At 42.8% G+C, this 15066-nt stretch carries 16 protein-coding genes and 6 tRNA genes; 8 read left to right on the top strand and 14 right to left on the bottom strand.

The genetic code is table 11. The features are described from left to right. The first annotated feature begins 331 nt into the window (after window positions 1–331). The 4 genes from htpG to M2R47_RS09485 all read left to right on the top strand — a co-directional run bounded on the left by htpG (window position 332) and on the right by M2R47_RS09485 (window position 3662). A complete protein-coding gene (gene htpG, locus M2R47_RS04200; protein WP_249099411.1) occupies window positions 332–2269 on the top strand; it encodes a molecular chaperone HtpG in 1938 nt (645 codons plus the stop codon). A 3-nt stretch (window positions 2270–2272) separates the two neighbouring features. Then, a complete protein-coding gene (locus M2R47_RS04195) occupies window positions 2273–2416 on the top strand; it encodes a hypothetical protein (RefSeq protein WP_249099409.1) in 144 nt (47 codons plus the stop codon). Between the two features lie 171 nt (window positions 2417–2587). Beyond that, on the top strand, window positions 2588–3433 hold the full coding sequence (locus M2R47_RS04190; protein WP_249099406.1) for a DUF3025 domain-containing protein: 846 nt from the start codon (window positions 2588–2590) through the stop codon (window positions 3431–3433). Between the two features lie 94 nt (window positions 3434–3527). After that, on the top strand, window positions 3528–3662 hold the full coding sequence (locus M2R47_RS09485; RefSeq protein ID WP_283162907.1) for a hypothetical protein: 135 nt from the start codon (window positions 3528–3530) through the stop codon (window positions 3660–3662). 96 nt (window positions 3663–3758) lie between these two features. On the opposite strand, the gene M2R47_RS04185 is transcribed toward M2R47_RS09485, so the two are convergent. The 3 genes from M2R47_RS04185 to M2R47_RS04175 all read right to left on the bottom strand — a co-directional run bounded on the left by M2R47_RS04185 (window position 3759) and on the right by M2R47_RS04175 (window position 4658). After that, entirely contained in the window at window positions 3759–4433 is a 675-nt protein-coding gene (locus M2R47_RS04185; RefSeq protein WP_249099403.1) for a metal-dependent hydrolase, read from the bottom strand. Window positions 4434–4488: 55 nt separating this feature from the next. Next, window positions 4489–4564: transfer RNA gene (locus tag M2R47_RS04180), tRNA-Gly, on the bottom strand. Window positions 4565–4582: 18 nt separating this feature from the next. After that, window positions 4583–4658, bottom strand: a tRNA-Gly gene (locus M2R47_RS04175). Window positions 4659–4937: 279 nt separating this feature from the next. Between M2R47_RS04175 and pgsA the strand changes: the two genes are divergently transcribed. After that, complete coding sequence (gene pgsA, locus M2R47_RS04170) at window positions 4938–5585, top strand: CDP-diacylglycerol--glycerol-3-phosphate 3-phosphatidyltransferase (RefSeq protein ID WP_249099400.1); 648 nt, start codon at window positions 4938–4940, stop codon at window positions 5583–5585. Window positions 5586–5739: 154 nt separating this feature from the next. Here the strand turns inward: pgsA and M2R47_RS04165 are convergent, their stop codons facing one another. From M2R47_RS04165 to nadR, 3 genes are read right to left on the bottom strand one after another with little or no spacing between them, the layout of a single operon-like run. Further along, window positions 5740–6168 carry an Mpo1 family 2-hydroxy fatty acid dioxygenase gene (locus tag M2R47_RS04165; RefSeq protein WP_249099398.1) on the bottom strand — a complete coding sequence of 143 codons (429 nt, stop codon included), beginning with the start codon at window positions 6166–6168 and terminating at the stop codon, window positions 5740–5742. Between the two features lie 54 nt (window positions 6169–6222). After that, on the bottom strand, window positions 6223–6966 hold the full coding sequence (gene pnuC / locus M2R47_RS04160; protein WP_249099395.1) for a nicotinamide riboside transporter PnuC: 744 nt from the start codon (window positions 6964–6966) through the stop codon (window positions 6223–6225). A 46-nt stretch (window positions 6967–7012) separates the two neighbouring features. After that, the gene (nadR, locus tag M2R47_RS04155) at window positions 7013–8017 is read right to left on the bottom strand and encodes a multifunctional transcriptional regulator/nicotinamide-nucleotide adenylyltransferase/ribosylnicotinamide kinase NadR (protein WP_249099394.1); all 1005 of its coding nucleotides are present in this window, start codon (window positions 8015–8017) and stop codon (window positions 7013–7015) included. A 301-nt stretch (window positions 8018–8318) separates the two neighbouring features. On the opposite strand from nadR, the gene M2R47_RS04150 reads away from it, so the two are divergent. Next, a complete protein-coding gene (locus tag M2R47_RS04150; RefSeq protein ID WP_249099391.1) occupies window positions 8319–8561 on the top strand; it encodes a PspC domain-containing protein in 243 nt (80 codons plus the stop codon). Window positions 8562–8626: 65 nt separating this feature from the next. Here the strand turns inward: M2R47_RS04150 and M2R47_RS04145 are convergent, their stop codons facing one another. Together M2R47_RS04145 and M2R47_RS04140 are read right to left on the bottom strand one after the other, a co-directional pair. After that, window positions 8627–8959 (bottom strand): Bax inhibitor 1 family protein, encoded by a 333-nt coding sequence (locus M2R47_RS04145; RefSeq protein WP_249099388.1) that lies wholly within the window; start codon window positions 8957–8959, stop codon window positions 8627–8629. 75 nt (window positions 8960–9034) lie between these two features. Beyond that, a complete protein-coding gene (locus M2R47_RS04140) occupies window positions 9035–9178 on the bottom strand; it encodes a hypothetical protein (RefSeq protein WP_249099386.1) in 144 nt (47 codons plus the stop codon). A 585-nt stretch (window positions 9179–9763) separates the two neighbouring features. Here M2R47_RS04140 and glyQ point away from each other — a divergent pair. Further along, window positions 9764–10696 (top strand): glycine--tRNA ligase subunit alpha, encoded by a 933-nt coding sequence (gene glyQ / locus M2R47_RS04135; protein ID WP_249099383.1) that lies wholly within the window; start codon window positions 9764–9766, stop codon window positions 10694–10696. A 230-nt stretch (window positions 10697–10926) separates the two neighbouring features. Then, the gene (glyS, locus tag M2R47_RS04130; RefSeq protein ID WP_249099378.1) at window positions 10927–13005 is read left to right on the top strand and encodes a glycine--tRNA ligase subunit beta; all 2079 of its coding nucleotides are present in this window, start codon (window positions 10927–10929) and stop codon (window positions 13003–13005) included. 408 nt (window positions 13006–13413) lie between these two features. Here glyS and M2R47_RS04125 read toward each other — a convergent pair whose 3' ends face one another. The 6 genes from M2R47_RS04125 to M2R47_RS04100 form a co-directional block, all read right to left on the bottom strand. After that, the gene (locus M2R47_RS04125; RefSeq protein WP_249099376.1) at window positions 13414–13896 is read right to left on the bottom strand and encodes a DUF411 domain-containing protein; all 483 of its coding nucleotides are present in this window, start codon (window positions 13894–13896) and stop codon (window positions 13414–13416) included. A 164-nt stretch (window positions 13897–14060) separates the two neighbouring features. Further along, a tRNA-Thr gene (locus M2R47_RS04120) sits at window positions 14061–14135 on the bottom strand. An 11-nt stretch (window positions 14136–14146) separates the two neighbouring features. Beyond that, window positions 14147–14220, bottom strand: a tRNA-Gly gene (locus M2R47_RS04115). A gap of 28 nt (window positions 14221–14248) precedes the next feature. Further along, window positions 14249–14332 (bottom strand) — tRNA-Tyr (locus M2R47_RS04110). Window positions 14333–14412: 80 nt separating this feature from the next. After that, window positions 14413–14488 (bottom strand) — tRNA-Thr (locus tag M2R47_RS04105). Between the two features lie 292 nt (window positions 14489–14780). Beyond that, window positions 14781–15020, bottom strand: coding sequence for a helix-turn-helix domain-containing protein (locus tag M2R47_RS04100; RefSeq protein WP_249099374.1), 240 nt, complete (start codon window positions 15018–15020; stop codon window positions 14781–14783). Window positions 15021–15066: the final 46 nt, after the last annotated feature.

Raw genomic sequence — 15066 nt, 5'->3', positions numbered from 1 at the left:
AAAAATTTAATAAAATCAATATGTTATATTATATCAAAAAAAGAAATGATCAAAAATATGTGGTGGCATTGACTGTTTGCTTTGCTTGTCATCTTAATGAATGTAACTTTGACAAAAAGTGCATATGAATTTTTTCCATGAAGTGTTGGGTTGGACGGATTGGTAAAAACGGTGGTTTTATGAGAGGCTGGGCTGGTATGTGCTTATTCATTTTTAATTATGAGATGACGGTTGATAATTTTATCATCAAATATCATCACCTACTCTTGAAGAATCCTACCATCAACCCTAAATCATACAAGTTCAAAATCAACCATAATGGAGCAATGACATGAGTGTAATCAACCATCAATTTGAAGCTGAAGTTGCCAAACTTCTGCACTTAGTAACACATTCTTTATACTCAAATCCCGACATTTTTATCCGTGAGCTCATTTCTAATGCGTCTGACGCATGTGATAAGTTGCGTTTTTTGGCAACCACCAATGGCGATTTGTTTGAAAATGATGGCGAGTTGGCGATCAAGCTTGACTTTGACCGTGATGCCAAAACATTGACCATCAGCGACAATGGCATTGGCATGACTGAAGCTGAAGCCATTGAAAATCTGGGAACAATTGCCAAGTCGGGCACCAAAGCATTTATTGATAACCTATCCGAATCTGATAAAAAAGATGGGCATTTGATTGGTCAGTTTGGTGTGGGTTTTTATTCTGGCTTTATCGTGGCGGATAAAATTACCGTTGAAAGTCGTAAGGCAGGCGAGCCAGTCGCTAACGGCGTACGCTGGGTGTCGGATGGTACAGGAGCATTCACCACTCAAACCATTGAAAAGGCAAATCGTGGTACGACCATCACCCTGCACTTAAAAGATGAATACGCAGGGGCAGATGAAGATGGTGATAAAAATTACCTTGACCGCTACAAAATCAAATCCTTAGTTGCCAAATATTCCGATCACATCAGCTTGCCCATTCAAATGCACAAAGAAGAGTGGCAAGATGAACTTGATGACAAGGGCGAAGTGGTTGCAGGCAAAGGTCAATATGTGCTGACCGATGAATGGGAAACCATCAATAAAGCATCTGCCCTGTGGACAAAAGACAGCTCTGAGATTTCTGATGATGAGTATCGGGGCTTTTATAAGAATCTAAGCTATGACTTTAGTGACCCTTTGGCATGGACGCACAATCGTGTGGAAGGGCGTGTGCAATATACCCAGCTTTTGTACATTCCGACCAAAGCCCCATACGACCTATATGCCCGTGAACAGCAACGAGGGCTTAAACTGTATGTGAAGCGTGTGTTCATCATGGATGATGCCGAGCAGCTTCTACCGATGTATCTGCGTTTTGTTAAAGGCGTGATTGATACTGCTGATTTACCGCTGAATGTCAGCCGTGAAATCTTGCAAGAATCTCGTGATGTTAAGGCAATCCGTGATGGTAACGCGCGTCGTATTTTGACTCTTTTAGCAAGCTTGGCAAACAGTGAAGATGATGAAAAACAAGACAAGTTTAAGGCGTTCTATGCCGAATTTGGCGATGTTTTAAAAGAAGGCTTAGGTGAGGACCGAGCCAACCAAGAACGCATTGCCAAACTGTTACGCTATGCCACAAACCAAAACAGCGAGATTTCCACAGGTTTTGCTGATTATAAGGCAAGAATGAAAGAAGGACAGAGTGCGATTTATTATCTGACCGCCGATCATTTAGCGAGTGCCAAAAATTCACCACAGTTGGAATTGTTCAATAAAAAAGGCATTGAAGTGATTTTGATGACCTCAAAAGTGGACGAGTGGGCGATGAATTTCTTGACCGAGTTTGACGGCACGCCGTTAAAAAACATTGCCAAAGGGGCGGTGGATTTGGGCGATTTGACCGATGAAGCTGAAAAAGAAGAAGCCAAAAAACAAGAAGAAGCATTCAAGCCTGTTGTTGACCGCTTAAAAGGGGTTTTGGGTGAGCGGGCCAAAGATGTGCGAGTGTCGAGCCGTCTGGTAGATAGTCCTGCTTGCCTTGTGGTGGGCGATGGCGAGTTGACTCCGCAAATGGCTCAAATGCTAAAAGCAATGGGTCAGCCTGTGCCTGATGTCAAGCCAACGCTTGAAATCAACCCAATGCACCCCCTTATCACCCGCCTTGAAAACAGTGGCGACTTTGATGATCTTGCCCAAGTCATCTTTGACCAAGCGGTGTTGTCAGATGGTGGACAGCTTGATGACCCTGCGGAGTATTTGAAGCGTATCAATAAGCTGTTGCTTAAATGATCGATGGCAGTCCTCATACCCATAAAAAACGCTCAAGCCATTTTGGGCGTTTTTTTATTGCCAGTGTCAATCGGTACGGCACAGCATTCAAGCACTCCTGATACAGCATTGTTTAGGGTAAGTGTTTGGGGTAAGCCAGATGTTTAAAGCTTTATGGTGGGTTTTATGGTAGAATGAGAATTCATCAGCCAGTCATTCTCAAATGGTGCTTTGATGATACAGATTTTCTCATCTGATGTGTTTGCATTGATGATGCTTTGTGAGCGGCGGTAATGATGTTGCTGCTTTAAGAGTTCGTGTTAATTTTAATGTATGATTATGAGTGATTTTTTGACCCAATTTGGCATGATCGATGCTCAAGTGCCATGGCTGATGCCTTATAGACATATTCATCATGCGTTTAAAGACAGCGTGCTAGTGGACGAGCTTTCCGATTGGTTAAATGCTTATTTTAATCAGCAAGCCATCACGCCGATGCTCCACAACACCAATCAGCGTTTAATTTTCGTCAGCCAAGATGATTTGCCGCATGGCACGGCTTATGAAATGCACATTCATCAAACAAGAAACATTCCCACCAGAAACAATCTGCACGACTGGTTCGGTGCTTGCATTTGGTCGGTATTTCCCAAATCAAAATCACTGCTTAATCATGCTCACATTCGTGAGATGGCAAAAGATATGAATGCCCGTGGACGCAATCGTGTTCGTGATGCCATTACGGTTTTTGATGAAAATGGGGTGATTTTGGCAGTCAGTGATGATTGTATTGCTCAAGCATTAAAGCAGTTTGATTGGCAAAATGCGTTGATCGCTCCAAGGCATCACTGGCATGACCCCAAGCGTTCAAGTGCTGATGACAAAGCACAAGTATTTATTTTTGGTCATGCTTTGTTAGAACAGCTGGTTCGCCCCAGAAAGTCTTTGTGTAGCCATGCCCTGACAGTTAAGGTGTCCGCTACTTTTTTTGCTAAAAGTGAAGCGGAGAAACTGACTGCTTTGGATAATCTACTTGCTCAAAAACTTGATGATTGGCTGATTGATGGGGCGACGCCAAAAGACTTATCACCGCTACCGATTTTGGGCGTGCCTTATTTTTGGGAAGGTCAGGACGCATCTTTTTATGATGATGACTTTGTGTTTCGCAAGGGTAGGAGGGCTTGATTTGACACATGTCATTGTGTGATTGGGGCGTATTTCACGCCCATCACATCTAGGAATGTTGCGACAGCATCTTAAATAACACCCAAGATCATCAATGGCAAGGTTAAAAAATTCAGACAGCTGGTGCTGGGCGATTGCCATGATAAAGTTCATCAACGACTTGCTCGTGCGTATCAAAGGACGAGCCATCTGTTTTAATTGCACAGACAGAGTGATTGCCAAAGAGTAAAATGCCCAAGCGCGATTTGTAAAAGCAATGAAACTATCTGCCAATTCTTGAACTTAGGCGGTAATTTATTCAATAATTGAAGTTGCGACATGGGGGTTAGCTGATGAGTCTTTTTAAATTTTGCCAAAATTCTTGATGGGGAGGTGCGTAGATGAATAGCACCCCTATCAAGCCATATAATGCAACATACTGCAAAGGCTTGCTAAATTCAAAAAACTTAAACGCTGTGCCAAAAGATTTTTTAAGACGCAGATTGAGTACATTGACGCTATAGATCTCATCAAGCAGCAAATGCACCATACTACCAACAAACAAAAACGCCCCAATCATCCAGCTGGTGAGTGCTGTCAGATTCATGCCAAAGAATAACCCATGTATCAATAAGAGTGCAAATATTGCCATGTATGGTACGGAATGCACGATGCCACGATGCACTGTCAATCGACTAAAACTTTCAAGCAACAGATACCGAATGATGACAAAGCTACATATCCAAAGCATGAGTGAATTTGCCGCAAGATTGTTGCTATGATTAGCATTGACATGCAAGATGACAATGAGAGTAGAAGTGATCAAGCTGCCTATGAGAAAGCCGTGCTTGGCAGATATCGAATGATCAAGATCAATGTCGGGTAAAACACCACCAATCATACCAGCAATGACGCATAAGATGGCAGTGGTGAATTCAAAAATTTCGGCGTGCATGCCAGTGGTGGCAAGTGCCATGCTAACGATGGCGGCGACGGTCAAATGGGTGCGAAAGTTTGCCATATGGTTGGAAATTAAAATAAAAAACCCAATTCTTGCGAATTGGGTTTGAGATATTTGGAGCGGGAAACGAGATTCGAACTCGCGACCCCAACCTTGGCAAGGTTGTGCTCTACCAACTGAGCTATTCCCGCAGTGATTCATGCAATATTTGGAGCGGGAAACGAGATTCGAACTCGCGACCCCAACCTTGGCAAGGTTGTGCTCTACCAACTGAGCTATTCCCGCAATTGTCAATAGATGACATACATCATTGCATGGGGCGTATTATATAGATTTTTTAATATATGTCAACAACTTTTTTCAAAAAAATAAAAATTTTTGGTATTTTTTGACAATCTTACCAATCCTAGCAAATTTTATCTAAAAAATGGCACAAATAAATCGCCAAAACGGTCTAAAATAAGGTATCATAAACTGCCATGAGCCACTCAATTATCCATTAGTGCATCAACCGCCCAACCAATGCACTATCTAAATTCGAACTTACCAAAATATCCAGTTGTCATGTCTGAGTCAAGCCAAGCTAAGCATACGATTTTTAATCTGCCTAATAATCTGACCATCGCACGCATCGTGATGATTCCTTTATTCATCATCATCGCTTATTGGCCACCAGCACTGGGGATTGGCATGCCTGCGATCACCAATAATGCCATTGCACGCTTTGGCATGCTTGAATATAGCGACAGCATGCTTAGGCATTTTTTATTGACATTTTTATTCATTTTGGCGGCGATGACAGATTGGCTTGATGGCTATCTGGCACGAAAGCTTCAAATCACTTCGGCGTTTGGGCGGTTTTTAGATCCTGTGGCAGATAAGCTGATGGTTGCTGCTGCTTTGGTCATCTTGGTGCAATGGCACGCCAATATCATCATGGCGGTATGTGCCATCGTCATCATCTCACGAGAGATTGCGGTATCAGCACTGCGTGAGTGGATGGCAGAGCTTGGGGCGCGTACAAGCGTAGCAGTGTCATATGTGGGTAAATTAAAGACGGCTTTTCAGATGATTGCCATTTCAGTGTTGCTATTAAATTGGCAAAGCCTTGAAATGATTGGCTATGTATTAATGGTGATAGCGGTCATACTGACACTGTGGTCGATGGTGATTTATCTAAGAGCCGCTTGGCCGTATCTAAAACAGCCGTGATTGATTAATAAACACGCACCATTGAAGCTTTTTGATGGGTGCTTCACACTCAACACGGCAAAGGCACGCCAAGAATCAAGCGGAGTGTTTTCACGATGATTTGGTGATTGGTCGGTGGGTTGATTGGTGGTCATCTGACGGTTTGGTCAGATTGCTAGGTGGCGGGCATAAAATTCATTGCAATCCAGGCAGGTCCGATCAGCAAAAACTGCAAATCTTCAAAAAAAGAGGGTTTTGCACCTTCAATTTTATGTCCGATGAATTGACCAATCCAAGCAAATATGAAGATGCCAACCCACACGCTCCAATGCCAGCTTGCCATGACCACAAGGCCAATACATAAGGCGATGAATGTTGCCATCATCATAAAAAGCACCAACGACAGTCTAAAATAAAACCATAACACGCCCAGGGTTGTCAATGCCAAAAAAATGCCACTAAGATTCATAATGAGTGCGACAATGCTGATGAAGATTGCTGGCACGCAAATGTAATGGATTCTTTTATTGCTGGGGTGTTGATGGCTGATGCTGTACTCAGCCAGCCAGGCATCAAGCGATTTTGTACTGATAAATAACGACATGGTGCCTCATTTCTTCTGAATGCTCATGTTTAGTGGTATTCATGCTTAGTTGTATTAATCATTCTCACTGTGTTGCCAGCCATACAGCCCAACCATGGCATTGACTTGATAAATCATGGTTTGGATGGCAAAGATGATGTTGCCTGACATGATATTGACAATGAGCCATACGAAATTCACCAAAATCCACAGCCACCAGTTGAATGAATAGCGTAAAATCATCGTTACTTGGGCGGTGATTGACAATACAAAAGCAATCACATTGATCCAAAAAAAGCTGATGATGCCAAGAAACTGACTGCCGTCATTTTTAATCATGCCATACCCTTGGCGGATGAGCCAGTCATTTAAAGATGGAAATAATGCCAAACCAATCACGATGAATACAAGCGTAATGCCCCAAACATACTTGCTGGCTGACTTGGGCATCATGCTGCCATCTTCATCGGTATGCTCTTGCCATTTAACCATGCCATAAAGATGAGAACAGAAATTGAATATCGGTGCCAGCATGAGCCCAACAGCACCTGATGTGCCTTGCACAATCACCTCGCCTGCAGTAGCAAGTAGTCCTAGGCCGTTACCAACTAAGTTTTTGCGAAAAGATAGTCCAACTACGCAAAGTAGACCAATGACTGACACGCCAAAATAAAACCAGTCAAGCGGTGCATGTTCTGTGGTTTGCCAAAAGCCAATAAATAACGCTGTTATACCCAGCGAAAACCATGTCAAAATCCATGGTATTGTCCAGTCCTTATCCCCATGCCCTGTGATGTTGTCCAAAAATGCCACTTTCATACCAGATTGCCTTAGCTGTTGTTGTGTTGGAAATTAAACTATAAAATCATGTTTTATGCAATACATGCTGATCAATCAAACGAACCGCCTGTTCATAGCGGCGATGATAGTCGGCATCATCAATCACAAAAGGGTTGATGTCATGGCGTGCCAATATTTCCAAGATGCGACTGGCAAATCGGCTGCGTTGAGAATGACTGCCGAGTCGTCTAATGCCATCTGCCACCCATTTGACATTATTATCAAGATAGATGGTGTGATCCATACGAACCTCATCAGCAAGTGCGGCAACCACAGGGTGAGTGCGTCCTTCATACTCTTCACAAAATGCTTGTGTGGTGGCAAAGTCGGTATCCACAAGCACGATGGGGGCGGTGGCATGTTTTTTGGCATCAAAAATCGCCTGTGTGTGATTGATGGCAATTGGTGTGTAGTCTCGGTATTGCAAGGCTGTTTCTGTACCGCCCAAATCGCTATAAGTATAAAGTCGTCCCATTTCAAGCACGACACTGGCACCATAATGCCCTGCAAGTTTGTGTACTAGAGTTGTCTTGCCAGAGCTTTCACCGCCAACGATGCATACTGTCTGCACATAGTCTGATTTGGCAGAAGGGGCAATCGCGTGAAAATGTGTGATGGGATCTTGATAAATTGTCTCATTGTCATGGTCGTGTTTAGGCAGGTCAAGTTTTGCCAGTTTGCCATTGGTTGTGGCATGTTCTTTCATAAAAATGGTAGGGTTGTCATCATGAGTGATTGCCAGCTTTTGTAGAACTGCATCATCAAAGTCAATCTCATCACCATAGTCGCCTGTCATATCAATATCAAGACTTGCTGTCGTATGTACTTTGATGAAATCAAAGTCCTGGCAAGCTACTTGCACCCAGCGTACCTTGTCTTGTAAAGTCGGCTTAAATCGAGCATTGCCTGATTTTGGGGTGATGATGATGTGTAGCGTGTTGCAAAGTCCAGCGGCCGTATTGATGTCTGCCAAATGTCCTAAGTGTAAAGGTTCAAAATGCCCAATGAGTAGTCCTATGTTGCTGGTCATATGTCGTCCTAGATATCAACGATTGATTTTAACATTATAACAAAAACGCCAATGTTCATCAGATGATTTTTTTTGCTATCGATACTTATTTGGAAAAAATACGGTTGCGACTAAGTTTGAGGTTGGCAAAATTTGACATAAAGTATCAGGTCTAAATCAACTGTGGTACTTTGGTAAAAGACAGTGCTTTTTGATTGAAATTCATCAAAAATAACCATACATTAATTTAATCATTGTCTTGTCAAATCGTGCATGAATGTTTTGGCATTGACTCAATCAGCCATCATATGGAGAAATTTTAATGAAAAAAATGACTAAGCTTCATCGTTCCGTCAATCATCGCGTCTTTGGCGGTGTGCTTGGGGGTGTTGCTGAGTATTTGGGCTGGTCGCCTATGAATGTTCGCATACTATTTTTTGTCGTCATCATTTTAAGTGCAGGCATTACATTGCCGATGGCAGCCTTGGCTTACTTTATCCTATGGCTTGTCATGCCAGAAGCGACACCAGCGTCCTATGCTGTTGAAGAGCTGCCTCGTTCATGATGCGTTGATTAAAAAAAACCACCCAATGATGTGTTTTGGTGGTTTTTTAATCGTGGCTTAAAAAATCAATCCTCTTTGGTTTTGCCAGGAATTCGTTTGATTTGAAGTGTCCATATGTGGTTACCAAAGCCTGCAAACGCTACCATGACCACGATGCCAATAAAAAATAAAACCACCAGCATTAAGTCGGAAGCACCCACCCAATCAAACAGGCGTAAAAAAATATATATAAGCCATACAATGCCTGAAAAGTACGCAAAGCTTCGCCAAGTTGAGAACTTGGACTGACAAGTTGGGCAGCTAAAAATGCCGTAGTTAGCGACAGTTGCATGATAATCACACTGACTTTGACATTCTGGGCATTGGTGTTTGGGTGGGTCCCTTAGTAGATTGCTCATGATAATCTCCCTATGTCATTGAGATTCAATCAAAATTATTGATGTCTGGCAGTGATTAAGAGTTGCTCAAATGCTTTATGTGCGGTGGTATCTGGCAGCCACTTCGGCATGTTCTACGCCACTGTCTATATTGTCTTTCACTCTCTTTAATTTGCCTTTGCATTTCTCTTTCCTCATCCCATCTTTGCTTTTGGCGTTCACCAAGGCGCTCGCCAACACGATAAGTACCCTCAACGACCTTAATTTTTGTATCAAAATGATCTCTTAACGAACCAAGACCCCTGGATCTGGGAGCTTCCATAATTCCATGGCGATTTGTAAGGTTACCCATATTCCTCTTGACTCGTTGGCAACTGATGATTTAAATCAGATGAATACCCTGGTGGAAAAAAGGGGTAGCGTAAGAGGTGTTAAGCGACATGATGCCAGCTAAGGCGATTAGCAAGAAACTAATTGGTCTTTTCATAATTAACTGTCCTTTTTGTTTATCAAGACCTGTTTTTTGCCCTATATGTCATCATTGATCTGTTTTATGGTGGCATGTAGGGCTGCTACTTACCAACTTTGAGGAAATTGGCAGGCTTGGCAAGCGAGACTGAACAACTTCATCTTTTATGATATGAAATAAAATAACAATTGGTCGATGAAAAGTCAAGGCTTTAAAATTAAAAAAGCTTTTTTTAGATAAGGTATTTTTTTAAAAATAACACCTGTATTGCTTTTTGTTAAAAAACAAGTTGCTAATTTCATGGCTTTTGTGTAGAGTAGATGATTTTTTGATGGATTTTTTAGGTATTGCTTATCATGACTTTTCAACAAATCATCTTAACCTTACAAAACTATTGGGCACAAAAAGGCTGTGTGATACTGCAACCGTACGATGTGGAAATGGGGGCAGGGACTTTTCACACCGCCACTTTTTTGCGTGCTTTGACCCCTGAAAAATGGAACGCCGCCTATGTGCAACCGTCTCGGCGACCCACCGATGGACGATATGGCGAAAACCCCAACCGCTTGCAACATTATTATCAATTTCAAGTCGTGTTAAAACCCAATCCTGCCAATATCCAAGAGCTGTATTTGGGGTCTTTAAAAGCCTTAGGTATTGACACACTCACTCACGATGTGCGTTTTGTGGAGGATAACTGGGAAAGCCCAACCTTGGGCGCGTGGGGACTTGGCTGGGAAGTGTGGCTAAACGGTATGGAGGTTACCCAGTTCACCTATTTTCAGCAAGTGGGGGGCATTGAGTGCTTCCCTGTTACAGGCGAGATTACTTATGGGCTTGAACGGCTGGCGATGTACATTCAAGGCGTGGACAGCGTTTATGACCTTGTATGGGCGGACGGCGAATTTGGGCGGATAACTTATGGCGATGTGTTCCACCAAAACGAAGTTGAGCAGTCCACCTATAACTTTGAATATGCCGATGTCGAAAAGCTCTTTGATTTGTTTGATTTTTATGAAAAAGAGGCGGACAGATTGGTTGGTGTTAATCTGCCGTTGCCAGCCTATGAAATGGTGTTAAAGGCGTCTCACAGTTTTAATTTACTTGATGCGCGTGGGGCGATTAGTGTTACCGAACGCCAACGCTTTATCTTGCGAGTACGCACTTTGGCAAAAAAAGTCGCCGAAAGCTATACTATGGCACGAGCCAAATTGGGCTTTCCATTGGCAGATGATGAGCATAAAAAAGAGGCGTTGGAGAAGTGGTTGGTGAAAGAGGGTGGTGAATGACCTACAAATGGCAATGCTCTTTAATGAATTGTAAGCTTTGTCTACGATGGGGAATGTGGGACATATTTGGACGGCATTGGTGAATAAAAGAGCTTGAAGTAGATGATGTGCAATTCGCCTATTTTTCAAACTTTTTTATATGCCCAAAAATAAGCTGGCGTGATACTCACCACCCAGGCATAGACACCCCATATTAACATACTATTAAAATTTAATTCATCAGGTAAATTATGAACACTATTTTATTTGAACTTGGCTGTGAAGAGTTGCCACCAAAATCACTCAAAACCTTGAAAAACGCCTTGCAAGACAATCTTACCCAATCATTGGGCGAGCAAAATATCGTCTTTGATGAGATTAGGTCGTTTTCTGCTCCACGGCGTTTGGCGGTGCAGATTTTTAATGTTGCCAACGATACACCTGACAAGACCGAGACTAAAAAAGGTCCGAGCATCAAGGTAAGTTTTGATGAAGCAGGCGAGCTGACAAAAGCAGGGCAGGGCTTTTTGCAGGGCTTAAATTCGCAAGGGCTGAATGTAACCAAAGACGACTTAATCACCATATCTGACAAAAAAGGCGAGTACATCGGCTATGAGCTGACCGTTAAAGGCGAAAAAGTGGACGATATCTTGCCACATCTTATTCAAAAAGCCCTTGATGAGCTACCGATTGCCAAACGGATGCGAAGTGGGGCGGACAGGCACGAATTTGTGCGACCTGTCAAGTGGGTGGTTTTGATGCGTGATGACACGGTCATTGATGCCACCATTCAAGGACTAAAAACTGGTAAGCAAACTTGTGGACACCGCTTTCATTCGCCAGAGTTTTTTGAGCTTGGCAAGGCTGATAATTACGAAAAATTGCTTGAAAATCATCAAGTTGTTGCCGATTTTGCCAAACGCCAAGCCAGCATTGTTGAGCAAGTCAGTCGGCTATCCGATGAAGTGGGGGCAGATGCCATTGTGCCTGCTGATTTATTGGATGAGGTTACCGCCCTTGTGGATTATCCTGTGGCAATGAGAGCAAGCTTTGATGAGAAATTTTTAAGCGTGCCACAAGAAGCATTAATCAGCACGATGCAAGCTGACCAAAAGTATTTTTGCTTGACCAAAGACGGAAAATTACAGCCTTATTTCATCTTTATCAGCAACATTGACAGCAAGGACAAGTCTGCCGTAATTGCAGGCAATGAAAAAGTGGTACGCCCACGCCTAGAGGATGCCCAGTTTTTCTTTTTGCAAGACCAAAAACGCCCCTTGTTTGCCTTGTCTGAAAACCTAAAAACACGCATTTTTCAAGACAAACTTGGCACAATTTGGGAAAAGTGTGAACGCATTGCCAAATTATCTGCCTTTATCGCCACGCAAATACACGCCAATGTGGACAATGCCACACGAGCAGGGTTACTCTCAAAATGCGATTTGGCAAGTACTCTGGTGGGTGAATTTCCAGAATTGCAAGGCATTGCAGGCACTTATTATGCACGGCTTAACAATGAGCCAAGTGAAGTGGCAGAAAGTATTGCCGAGCAGTACTTGCCACGCTTTGCAGGCGATGAATTGCCCAAAACCGACATTGGTGTGTGTTTGGCACTCGCTGACCGTTTGGATACGCTGGTGGGCATTTTTGGGATTGGGCAAGTGCCAACAGGTTCCAAAGACCCGTTTAGCCTACGCCGTGCCAGTATTGGGATTTTGAGAATTTTAATTGAAAAGAAAATTCCCTTAAATCTTGTGGCACTCATTGAGCAAGCCATTAAAAATTATGGCGACAAATTACCCAATCTTGATAAGACTTTTACCGATGTGATGGAATTTGTGGGTGCACGCTATCGGGCGATGTATGAAGAGCGTGGCGTGGGTGTGGATGGCATTTTGGCGGTGCAAGCGATTAATCCGCATATGCCTCTTGATTTTGATGAACGCATTTGGGCGGTGGAGCGGTTTAAGTCCGAACCGTCTGCCAAAACTTTGGCACAAAACAACAAACGAGTGGGTAACATTTTGGCAAAAGCCGATGGCGAAATTAAAGCAAGCATTGATGACAATCTGCTTGTGGAAACGGCAGAAAAGGCTTTATTTACTGCTCTTGTCAATTCTCAAACAGCGTGCCAACCGCTACTTGAAAAAGCCGATTATGAAGGCGTTTTAAAAACCCTTGTGAGTTTAGATGAACCACTCACCGCCTTTTTTGACAATGTGATGGTCAATGCCGATGATGCTAACTTAAAAGCCAACCGCTTGGCACTGTTAAAGCAAGTGCGAGAGCTGTTTTTGACGGTGGCGGATATTGGCGAGCTTACTTTGTAATATGTCATCCCCTATTCTTTTTTAGAGTAGGGGGCAGTGTTCCTAGGGGGCATTCTTTGCTTTATCGAAGTGCTTGTCATAAGGGTGTTAAGCCACTCAAAAAAAATACTCTTATTTCAAGCTGTTCCACTTTTGACTATTGTCAATTTGACGCACACGAACAAGTTTGGACTGTGCGATCGTTCATCAACTTCTGCTAAAAAGACAACCTGTATGTGTATTTTGGTTGTCTTTTAGTTTAAGCTGACCCTATTACCAACCTAATTTGCTAATTTGATGGCTCTGATTTGAATGATGATGCTTTGACTGAGGTGGGGTGTCATGTAGAGATGTTACTGCCCAGTTTTGATGCGGTATCCTTGAGCCATTCGGTCAGTTTAACTGACAACATCACTGTCATTAAAGCATTCAATAAGCGGCAAATACTTCGTGATTACCATTGTTATTTAATAAAAAAACCTTATAAGGGTCTTGTCTGCCTTGGTAGACGGCATCGTCCATGCCTGGTGTACCAATCACCATGCCAGGAACTGATAAGCCGATTGCATCAGGTTTTTGATCCAACAAACGCTTGATGTCTTGAGCAGGGACATGACCTTCGACTGCATAACCTGCCACAATCGCTGTATGACAAGAACGATGATCATCGGGTATGCCAGCATCATGCTGGATTTTTTGATTGCCTGTGTCATGTGATTTGACCGAAAAGCCATTCCTTTGCATATAGGCCACCCATTTAGAGCAACAGCCACAATTTGGATCTTTCCAAACTTCAACAGTCATGGAGTGAGATGGTTGTACAGCAAAAAATCCCATGACGATTAAGGCTGTCAAACAAACCAATCCAACACCAGCAAATGACAATTTTTTTCTGACGGTTCCAATCCGCATACAAACCTCTTCAAAACTGATAGGGCAGGCAAGAAGTCATCAACCTATTTTGGTACAAACGCTACTTGCTTGACTTATTTTTACCAAAAAAATACAAAACTGAGGGGTTATTTTATACAGATAAAAACAAACCCCTTGGCTCTTAGGCTACAAGGGGTGCAATATGGAGCTCTTATCGAGAATTGAACTCGAGACCTCTCCCTTACCAAGGGAGTGCTCTACCGCTGAGCTATAAGAGCATATTCATTAATGGAGCGGGTGGCGGGAATCGAACCCGCACTATCAGCTTGGAAGGCTGAAGTTCTACCACTAAACTACACCCGCAGGGTAGCAAATATTAGGCAGGGAATAATGGTGGTGGGGGAAGGATTCGAACCTTCGAAGCTTTCGCGACAGAGTTACAGTCTGTTGGGTTTGACCGCTCCCCAACCCCACCAAGTGGTACAGGCATATCTTTTAATGGTCTTTTAAAAGATTAAGCCCATTTGCTTGGGCTTGACCTGAAAGATTTTAGGATGGTGCCGGCTGCCGGAATCGAACTGGCGACCTACTGATTACAAGTCAGTTGCTCTACCAACTGAGCTAAGCCGGCGGTATTTCCTAAGTGGTGCGTATAATAACACAAATTTTAGATTATGCAAGCCATTTTTTTAAAAAATTTTAATAATTTTATAACCCATTGTTTTTTATATAATAATTTTATCTGGTTGACTTGCGTGAATGGGTGATGCAAATGTCAAATGCTGGACATTTTTGCTTTAGTCAGCCAGTCCATCTGCCTCAATTCATCACCCATACAGTCATCAAATTACTACCAAGCAATTTTTTTTAAACTAATGAGAAATATTTTTAAGATTGGGGACGCAACCTGTCCAACACATCATTTATTCTATGCAAAGAACCAGTTCAAGCCCTGCTCTAGGATCAATATTAAGAGCCTGGCAGTACTCGACGAATTCTACCACATCGAGACGACGATCGCCATTTTCCACCCTCTGAACAAATGAGTGTGGACGATCTAATCTTTCGGCAAGAGTACGCATGGGTAATTTTTGAGAGATGCGCGCATCCTGTAGCCATGTTCGCAAAGCGATCATTTGGTTGGTGTGAATACTTCTAGTCATGGTTAAGTATTTACACCATATTGACCCATTTACTCAAAAAAGGTAC

Source organism: Moraxella oculi, from assembly GCF_023336735.1.
Taxonomy (GTDB): Bacteria; Pseudomonadota; Gammaproteobacteria; order Pseudomonadales; family Moraxellaceae; genus Moraxella; species Moraxella oculi.
Note: the sequence above shows the minus strand (reverse complement) of the source record. Positions and strands in the feature narration are given on the sequence as shown.

Coding starts and splice junctions, on each gene's coding strand:
- htpG (WP_249099411.1), top strand. CDS start 332: ATGAGTGTAATCAACCATCAATTTGAAGCTGAAGTTGCCAAACTTCTG.
- M2R47_RS04195 (WP_249099409.1), top strand. CDS start 2,273: ATGGCAGTCCTCATACCCATAAAAAACGCTCAAGCCATTTTGGGCGTT.
- M2R47_RS04190 (WP_249099406.1), top strand. CDS start 2,588: ATGAGTGATTTTTTGACCCAATTTGGCATGATCGATGCTCAAGTGCCA.
- M2R47_RS09485 (WP_283162907.1), top strand. CDS start 3,528: ATGGCAAGGTTAAAAAATTCAGACAGCTGGTGCTGGGCGATTGCCATG.
- M2R47_RS04185 (WP_249099403.1), bottom strand. CDS start 4,433: ATGGCAAACTTTCGCACCCATTTGACCGTCGCCGCCATCGTTAGCATG.
- pgsA (WP_249099400.1), top strand. CDS start 4,938: ATGTCTGAGTCAAGCCAAGCTAAGCATACGATTTTTAATCTGCCTAAT.
- M2R47_RS04165 (WP_249099398.1), bottom strand. CDS start 6,168: ATGTCGTTATTTATCAGTACAAAATCGCTTGATGCCTGGCTGGCTGAG.
- pnuC (WP_249099395.1), bottom strand. CDS start 6,966: ATGAAAGTGGCATTTTTGGACAACATCACAGGGCATGGGGATAAGGAC.
- nadR (WP_249099394.1), bottom strand. CDS start 8,017: ATGACCAGCAACATAGGACTACTCATTGGGCATTTTGAACCTTTACAC.
- M2R47_RS04150 (WP_249099391.1), top strand. CDS start 8,319: ATGAAAAAAATGACTAAGCTTCATCGTTCCGTCAATCATCGCGTCTTT.
- M2R47_RS04145 (WP_249099388.1), bottom strand. CDS start 8,959: ATGAGCAATCTACTAAGGGACCCACCCAAACACCAATGCCCAGAATGT.
- glyQ (WP_249099383.1), top strand. CDS start 9,764: ATGACTTTTCAACAAATCATCTTAACCTTACAAAACTATTGGGCACAA.
- glyS (WP_249099378.1), top strand. CDS start 10,927: ATGAACACTATTTTATTTGAACTTGGCTGTGAAGAGTTGCCACCAAAA.
- M2R47_RS04125 (WP_249099376.1), bottom strand. CDS start 13,896: ATGCGGATTGGAACCGTCAGAAAAAAATTGTCATTTGCTGGTGTTGGA.
- M2R47_RS04100 (WP_249099374.1), bottom strand. CDS start 15,020: ATGACTAGAAGTATTCACACCAACCAAATGATCGCTTTGCGAACATGG.